The 6,393-nt window shown below is 69.1% G+C and carries 6 protein-coding genes and 1 pseudogene; 4 read left to right on the forward strand and 3 right to left on the reverse strand.

Annotated features, from left to right (window positions below):
* The first annotated feature begins 132 nt into the window (after positions 1-132).
* Positions 133-786, forward strand: coding sequence for a nitroreductase family protein (locus VGS97_RS17710; RefSeq protein WP_349262175.1), 654 nt, complete (start codon positions 133-135; stop codon positions 784-786).
* Here the strand turns inward: VGS97_RS17710 and VGS97_RS17715 are convergent.
* Together VGS97_RS17715 and VGS97_RS17720 are read right to left on the reverse strand one after the other, a co-directional pair.
* Entirely contained in the window at positions 776-2,380 is a 1,605-nt protein-coding gene (locus VGS97_RS17715) for an NAD(P)-binding domain-containing protein (RefSeq protein WP_326854674.1), read from the reverse strand. The genes VGS97_RS17710 and VGS97_RS17715 overlap by 11 nt on opposite strands.
* A gap of 232 nt (positions 2,381-2,612) precedes the next feature.
* Complete coding sequence (locus VGS97_RS17720) at positions 2,613-3,155, reverse strand: carboxymuconolactone decarboxylase family protein (RefSeq protein WP_326854675.1); 543 nt, start codon at positions 3,153-3,155, stop codon at positions 2,613-2,615.
* Between the two features lie 120 nt (positions 3,156-3,275).
* Between VGS97_RS17720 and VGS97_RS17725 the strand changes: the two genes are divergently transcribed.
* The 3 genes from VGS97_RS17725 (at position 3,276) to VGS97_RS17735 (ending at position 5,870) form a co-directional block, all read left to right on the forward strand.
* On the forward strand, positions 3,276-4,334 hold the full coding sequence (locus VGS97_RS17725; protein ID WP_326854676.1) for a cobalamin-independent methionine synthase II family protein: 1,059 nt from the start codon (positions 3,276-3,278) through the stop codon (positions 4,332-4,334).
* A gap of 293 nt (positions 4,335-4,627) precedes the next feature.
* Entirely contained in the window at positions 4,628-5,158 is a 531-nt protein-coding gene (locus VGS97_RS17730) for an RNA polymerase sigma factor (RefSeq protein ID WP_326854677.1), read from the forward strand.
* On the forward strand, positions 5,145-5,870 hold the full coding sequence (locus VGS97_RS17735; RefSeq protein WP_326854678.1) for a zf-HC2 domain-containing protein: 726 nt from the start codon (positions 5,145-5,147) through the stop codon (positions 5,868-5,870). The genes VGS97_RS17730 and VGS97_RS17735 overlap by 14 nt, the downstream gene beginning before the upstream one ends.
* Positions 5,871-6,077: 207 nt before the next feature.
* Here the strand turns inward: VGS97_RS17735 and VGS97_RS17740 are convergent.
* A pseudogene (locus tag VGS97_RS17740) lies at positions 6,078-6,393 on the reverse strand (alpha/beta hydrolase); the annotation flags it as partial.

The raw sequence follows: 6,393 nt of genomic DNA on the forward strand, positions 1-6,393 counted from the left end.
CCTCACGGGGATGCCGGCCAACACGCCGCTGATTCCGCTTCCGCTGTCGCCTCGGGCTCCGCGACGATGGTCATGCCGTCGCCGTCCTCCGCTCGTCCGGGGCCCGACGACGATCTGACGATCCGTCCGCTCATGCCCGAGCCGCCGATGGTCCCGCTGCGGCCGCGCCGGTTGACCCCGGCCGCGATGCTGAGCGCCGCGCAGGGCTTCGCCGACGTGATGGCGTCGCGCCGCTCGGTGCGGGACTTCTCGCCGCAGCCGCTGCCGCAGGGCCTCATCGAGGCGGCGGTGCGTGCCGCGGCGAGCGCGCCGAGCGGGGCGAACATCCAGCCGTGGCGGTTCGTCGTGCTGACCGACCCCGAGCGCAGGCGCCGGCTGCGGATCGCCGCGGAGGCCGAGGAACGGGAGTTTTACGACCGCCGGGCCAGTGACGAGTGGCTCAACGCCCTCGCGCCGATCGGGACCGACTGGCACAAGCCGTTCCTGGAGACGGCCCCGGCGGTGATCGTCGTCTTCGAGGTGCATCAGGGACCGCACACCCCGAAGCCGTACTACGCGAAGGAGTCGGTGGGCATCGCGGTCGGCATGCTGCTCGGCGCGCTGCACCACGCGGGCGTGGCGACGCTCACGCACACGCCGAGCCCGATGCGTTTCCTCAACGAGATCTGCGACCGGCCCGCCGAGGAGCGGGCGTTCGTGGTGATCCCGGTCGGGTACCCGGCGGACGGCGCCCGGGTCCCCGACATCCATCGCAAACCGCTGAGCGAGGTGCTGGTCAACTGCTGACGGCCTCCGCCTCGTCCTCGCGGGCGAGCTGTTCGGCGAAGAAGTCGCGCAGCGGGCCGATGTGCCGTTCCGGGCGGCGCCACTCGGCCAGCAGGTCTTCCAGCAGGTGGCGTTCGGCCACGAGTTCGCCGTACCGGTAGCGCCTGATCACCGGATGGATGAACGCGCTCTCCTCGGCCCGGTTCGGCACCGGGTGCCGGTCGATCGCGAACACGTCCGCGTAGTCGGCGCGACCCCAGCGCAGCGTGACCGTGTAGTAGTGCTCGGATTCGCGGAAGCGGGAGACCGCGTAGTCCTCGGGCAGGTCGGCGTAGTGGCGCACCGAGCCGCCGGTCTCGTCGAGGACGATCGCGTCGCAGAGGTACTCGAACTGGGTCCACAGCGCGGAACTGCAATTGACCCGGTCCAGCACGAGTTCGGTCATCACCGACGGGTCCGCGGGCGCCTGCTCGCTGGCCAGCGGTACGCCCTCGTAGCGCTCGCGCAGCAGCGCGCTGAGGGTGCGCACGTTGTACCGGAAGCCGTCGATGAACGCCGAGGACGCCCGCCGCAGATCGCGGGCCTGCGCAATGGTTCCGGCGAAGTAGAGGCCGTCCACGTTCTCCGCCTGCCAGTCGGGCCACACCCGCGGCAGCCGGCCCTCCTCGTCCATCGCCGGCTGGCAGTCGGCGTCGAAGATGGCGCGGTCCATCCGGAAGCCGGTGCAGCGGATGACGGACTCGTACTCAAGCAGAGCCGTCTCGCCGAGCGCGTGTGAATACGTGATGCGCACGTCGAACCGGTCGCCGACCGGGCGGATCTCGTCGATGGTGCAGTCGAGCACCGAATGCAGGGTCTTGAACTGGTAGCTGTCGAGGAACCCGCCGTAGTGCCCGCGCACGTCGCCGGGGTGTTTGGTGTTCCAGGCCAGGCGCAGCGGCCGGCGGCTGGCCACGTGCACCATCGCCGCGCGGCCGAAGATGGCGTGCGCGGTCTCGAACGCCGAGTTGCCCTTGCCGATGATCAGGACCCGTTTGCCGGCGAACGCCGCCGGGTCCAGCTTCACGTCCTCGTAGCCGACCGCGTGCTCGATTCCCGCGATCGGCGGCACGTACGGCTCGCCCCATCCCGTCGCCACGATGACGCAGGATGCGTAGATGACACCGTTGTGCGTGCGCACGGCGAACCCTTCGCCGTCCGCGGTCCGGCAGATGCCAAGCACCGGCGTGTTGTACTTGATCCGCAGTTCGTGGAACCGATCGAACTCGGTGAGGTAGCGGACCAGGTCGTCCGCGTGCGGCAGATACTCGCCGCTGTACTCGGGGAACAGCAGCCGCGGCTCGTGATTGAGCAGCGAGTTCCAGTCCCAGCGCAGCCGGATCTCGGGGTCGTCGCTGGTGGTGTACACCTTGTTGATCGAGATCAGCCGGCGGTGCCGGGGGTAGCGCCGGAAGAAGTGCGCCGGAGCCGCTTCCCGCTCCAGCGTCACGTAGTCCGCCCCCGCCTGCTGAAGGAAGTAGCTCAGCTGGAGACCGGCCGGACCGGCCCCGACGATCAGGTACTTGTGCGCGGGTCCAGTGCCCGCCGGAAACGTGCGCGCCGCTTTCGCGACCATGCGCCCCTCCATCGCGTGGATCGACACGGAAAGGGAAATAAGGGTGCGCAACTGACGATACTGTGCAGGTCGGACGCTGTCTGATGATGCGTCAGGGGATTGGGGGCACTTTTGCAGACATGCTTCGATATCTTCAGCCAAACACGCTGGAAAGGTTTGAATGGCCTGAAACATGCATCGGCCCTCGCGCACGCGTGTGCGAGGGCCGATGTCGTCTGCCTGACGCAGTCGATCAGTTGACGTATCCGGTCTTGACGACCCGCTGCGCCGCCTGTGCGTAAGCCTCCTGGCTGCTCGCCACCAGGGTGCCGAGGCCGTCCACGTACCGGTTGACCATGCAGAACGCCGCCGCGATCAGCACCGTGTCGTGGATCTCCAGGTCGGTGGCGCCTTCGGCCCGAGCGGCTTCGACGAGCTCGGTGGTGACGCTGCGCCCGCTCTCGCGCACTGCCCCGGCGATCGCCAGCAGAGCCTTGAGCTTCGGGCTGATCGCCGAGAGCTGCGGGCTGGCCCGCACCGACAGCACGAGTGGCATGCCCTCCTCCAACTGCGCGGCCGCGAAAGCGGAGTGCGCGTCGCGGCAGAACTCGCAGTCGTTCAGTCCGGAGACGTGCGCCGCGATCAGCTCGCGCTCGCCGGGCCTGAGGGTGTTCGCACCGCGCAGCAGCATGCCGGTCAGCTCGCTGAGCGGTTTCGCCGTTTCCGGGCGGTACTTCAGTAGGCCGATGATGCCGGGGAACTCGGTCTCGTCGAGCCCCAGGTCGATGTGAGCCACCGTGTGCCTCGCAAATCTTTTCGAATTCCGATTGTCGTGCACCGGGCGGGAACTATCGCGATCAGATCAGATCCTGAACCGAACGTGTCAGTATCCTTAATTATACGCTACGGTGGCCGCATGGCGATACCAACAGAGCCGATCGGAAGCATTCCGCGGCCCATCGAATTGATCAACGGTATAGCGGCGCGCGCCCAGGGAACAATCACCGAGGCCGAGCTCCAGGCCCTGTACGACAATGCGCTGCGCGAAACCATCGAGCGGATGGAGGCGACCGGCGCTCCCGTCATCACCGACGGTGAGCAGACCAAGCCGAGCTTCGCCACGTATCCGATCGGCCCTCAGTTCGACGGCGAGGGCATCCACCTGCCGTTCGCCGACGGCCACACCAGGCAGCTGCCCAGACTGGTGGAGCCCCCCTTCCGCTACGCGGCGCGCGCGGAGACCTATCTGCGCGCCGCGAAGGGCCACGCCGGCGTGCCGGTCAAACAAGCGGTCATCGCCCCGTCCGCGCTGAGCCTGTTCTACCCGCAGGACGAATTGCCCGGATACTCGCGTGAGGCATTCCTGGATGATCTGGTGAACGAGGCTGAGGCCGATATCCGCGGCTGTCTCGACGCGGGTGCGCACGTCGTTCAACTCGATTTCACCGAGGGGCGGCTGGCCGTCAAACTCGACCCGAGCAAACAACTCCTGCGCTCTTTCATCGAGCTCAACAACCGCGTGCTCGACCGCTTCAGCGACGAAGAGCGCCGCCGCATCGGAATCCACACCTGCCCCGGCGGCGACCTGGACTCCACCCACAGCGCCGACGTCGATTACGCGGAACTGCTGCCGGACCTGTTCACGATCCACGCGGGCAACGTCTACATCCAGCTCGCCAGCGAGGCCGACCCGGCCCGGGTGCTCGGGATCGCCGCCCGGCATCTCGGCGCGGACCAACGGCTGTTCGTCGGCGTCATCGACCCGATCGACCCGCGCGTCGAGACGCCCGAAGAGGTGCGTGACCGCACTCTGCTCGCCGCCGAGCACATCCCGGCCGACCGCCTCGGCACCTGCGACGACTGCGGCTTCTCGCCGTTCGCCGACGACACCTCCACCTCGCGCGACACCGCCTTCGCGAAGATCGCCGCGCGCGTCGCCGGCACTCGACTGGCCGCCGAACAACTCGGCATCTGAGTCCAAGCCCAAGCCCGAGCCTGAGTCCGAACCGGAGTCCAAACCCGAGCCCGAGCCCGGACGTCCATCCCTTCCGAACCAATCGGCACCAATCGGCGCCGCTCCCTACGAGCGGCGCCGATTGCGTGCTCGACTGCCTGACGGGACTCGACTGCGCCTGCCGGTGTCGAACGCCGTGACGGTGTTGGTCGGGGCCAGTCCGCAATCAACGCGTCGTTGCGGGCATCTGGGTAAGTGTGAGAAACGTGGGCTGGTCGTCGTGGGGTCGCCGAGGCGGTACGCCGGAGCATCAGGTGTTCCTGGACGCCACGCTGCCGCACCTCGACGCCGTCTACCGACTGGCACGCCGCCTCGCCGCCGATCCGGCGCAGGCCGACGACCTGGTGCAGGAGACCTACCTGCGTGCCTTCGCCAAGTTCGATCAGCATCGCGGCGAGCAGACCCGCGCCTGGCTGGCCGCGATCTGCGTGAACGCCGCACGCGCCGAGGCGCGGCGGGCCCGGCGCCGCCCGCGCGAACTACTCGGCTTCGAACCGGACACACCGCCGGCCGCCCGCGCCCCGGATCCGGACGACGTGGCCGAGCGCGCGATCGCCGCACTGGAACGCGAGGAGATCGAGAACGCGCTCGCGCAGCTGCCCGAGGAGCAGCGCCTGTGCATCGTGCTGATGGACGTGTCCGGATACACCGCCGCCGAGGTCGCGAGGATCCGCGGTTGTGCGCGGGGCACTGTGCTCTCACGCGTCTACCGTGGCCGCCAACGGCTCGCCGCGCTGCTCGTGGACCTCGACAACCGCCAGGAGAGCGATCATGGACCGGCGTGAGTGCGAGCGGGACGCCCGGGAACCGGCCGCGTTCCTGTCGGGGGAACTGAGCGCCGAGGCGGCCCGCTCCTTCGACAAGCACCTGCTCTCCTGCGAGCGGTGCTGGCACGCGGTGCGTGCCGATCGGTTCGCGCGCGAGGCCGGGTACCGGCTGCGCGAGGCCCCGCCCGCCGACCTGGCCGACCGCGTCCGCTTCGCCGTCGAACTCGCGGCGGCGGACCGCTCGTCGGGCGACCATCGGCGTCGGCGCGTCTTCGCCGTGGGCACCGCATTGACGGCGCTGGCCGCCGCACTCGCTCTAGGCCTGCTCGCCTGGTTGCTGCCCGACCGAACGCCGACCACGCCCGCGCCGGTCGCCGCCGTCGTCCAGTACGCACGTCTGCTGCCCACGTCGGGATCGCCAAGTGCCGGTGCCCACGCGGACCGACCGACGCCGGTCGGTTCTCCGCTGAGCCTGAGCGTGGACGGCGTCCGCATCCAGCTGAGCTACTACCGGCTCGGCGCGGCCGAGGTCGCGGTCGCGACCGCCGATCACCCCTTCCCGGAACCGGCCGGAGCCCGCGCCGGAGATGGTTCGAGCGGCTCGGGGATGGCGTGGACCGCGACGGTGAGCGGCGTGAGTCTGTACTGCCCGAGCAGCACGACCCTCCTTGCCGCGCCGATCGGCGTCGACACGCTGATGACGTTCGCGCCGCGCATCCTCGCCGACTGAGCCAGCTCGCAACGTACGTCTGTGTACTGGTGACTGGTGCACATCCCTGGTATCGCGCACCCGACCGTGCCCCGGGCCTGGTCACCGGCCGCTGACGCCGCCGTCGAAACAGCTGGTCATAACCCTGGCTCCCTGATCTGGCCCAGCGCCTTGATCCCGGCCCAGTGTTCTAGTCCTGACTCAGCGCTCTAATCCTGACTCAGGGTCCTAATCCTGACTCAGCGCGGCGAGGATCCGGGCGAGTTCGGTCGGCTTGGTCATCATGGGCCAATGCCCCGAGTCGATGTCGACGAACTCGACGTGCTTGGCCTTGGCGAGTTCGGGCAGGTAGCCGCCGTCGATCCACTCCTGGGCCTGCGCGGGCGCGAACTCCGGACACACCAGCACGACCGGCACGTCGAACCGCCGGTCGTCGGTCAGGCGTACAACGCCGTTGGCCACGCCCTCGGGCACCGGGATCGCCGCGGACTCGAAACGGTGCCTGGCCTCCTGGTCGAGGTCGGCACTGTCCGGGCCCTCAAAC

The sequence above is a fragment of the Actinocrinis sp. genome (genome assembly GCF_035946395.1).
Classification (GTDB): domain Bacteria; phylum Actinomycetota; class Actinomycetes; order Streptomycetales; family Catenulisporaceae; genus Actinocrinis.

What these genes read in the sequence shown, in the direction of transcription:
- VGS97_RS17735 (WP_326854678.1), top strand. Translation starts at nt 5,145, where the DNA reads ATGGACCGGCGTGAGTGCGAGCGGGACGCCCGGGAACCGGCCGCGTTC.
- VGS97_RS17710 (WP_349262175.1), top strand. Translation starts at nt 133, where the DNA reads ATGCCCGAGCCGCCGATGGTCCCGCTGCGGCCGCGCCGGTTGACCCCG.
- VGS97_RS17715 (WP_326854674.1), bottom strand. Translation starts at nt 2,380, where the DNA reads ATGGTCGCGAAAGCGGCGCGCACGTTTCCGGCGGGCACTGGACCCGCG.
- VGS97_RS17725 (WP_326854676.1), top strand. Translation starts at nt 3,276, where the DNA reads ATGGCGATACCAACAGAGCCGATCGGAAGCATTCCGCGGCCCATCGAA.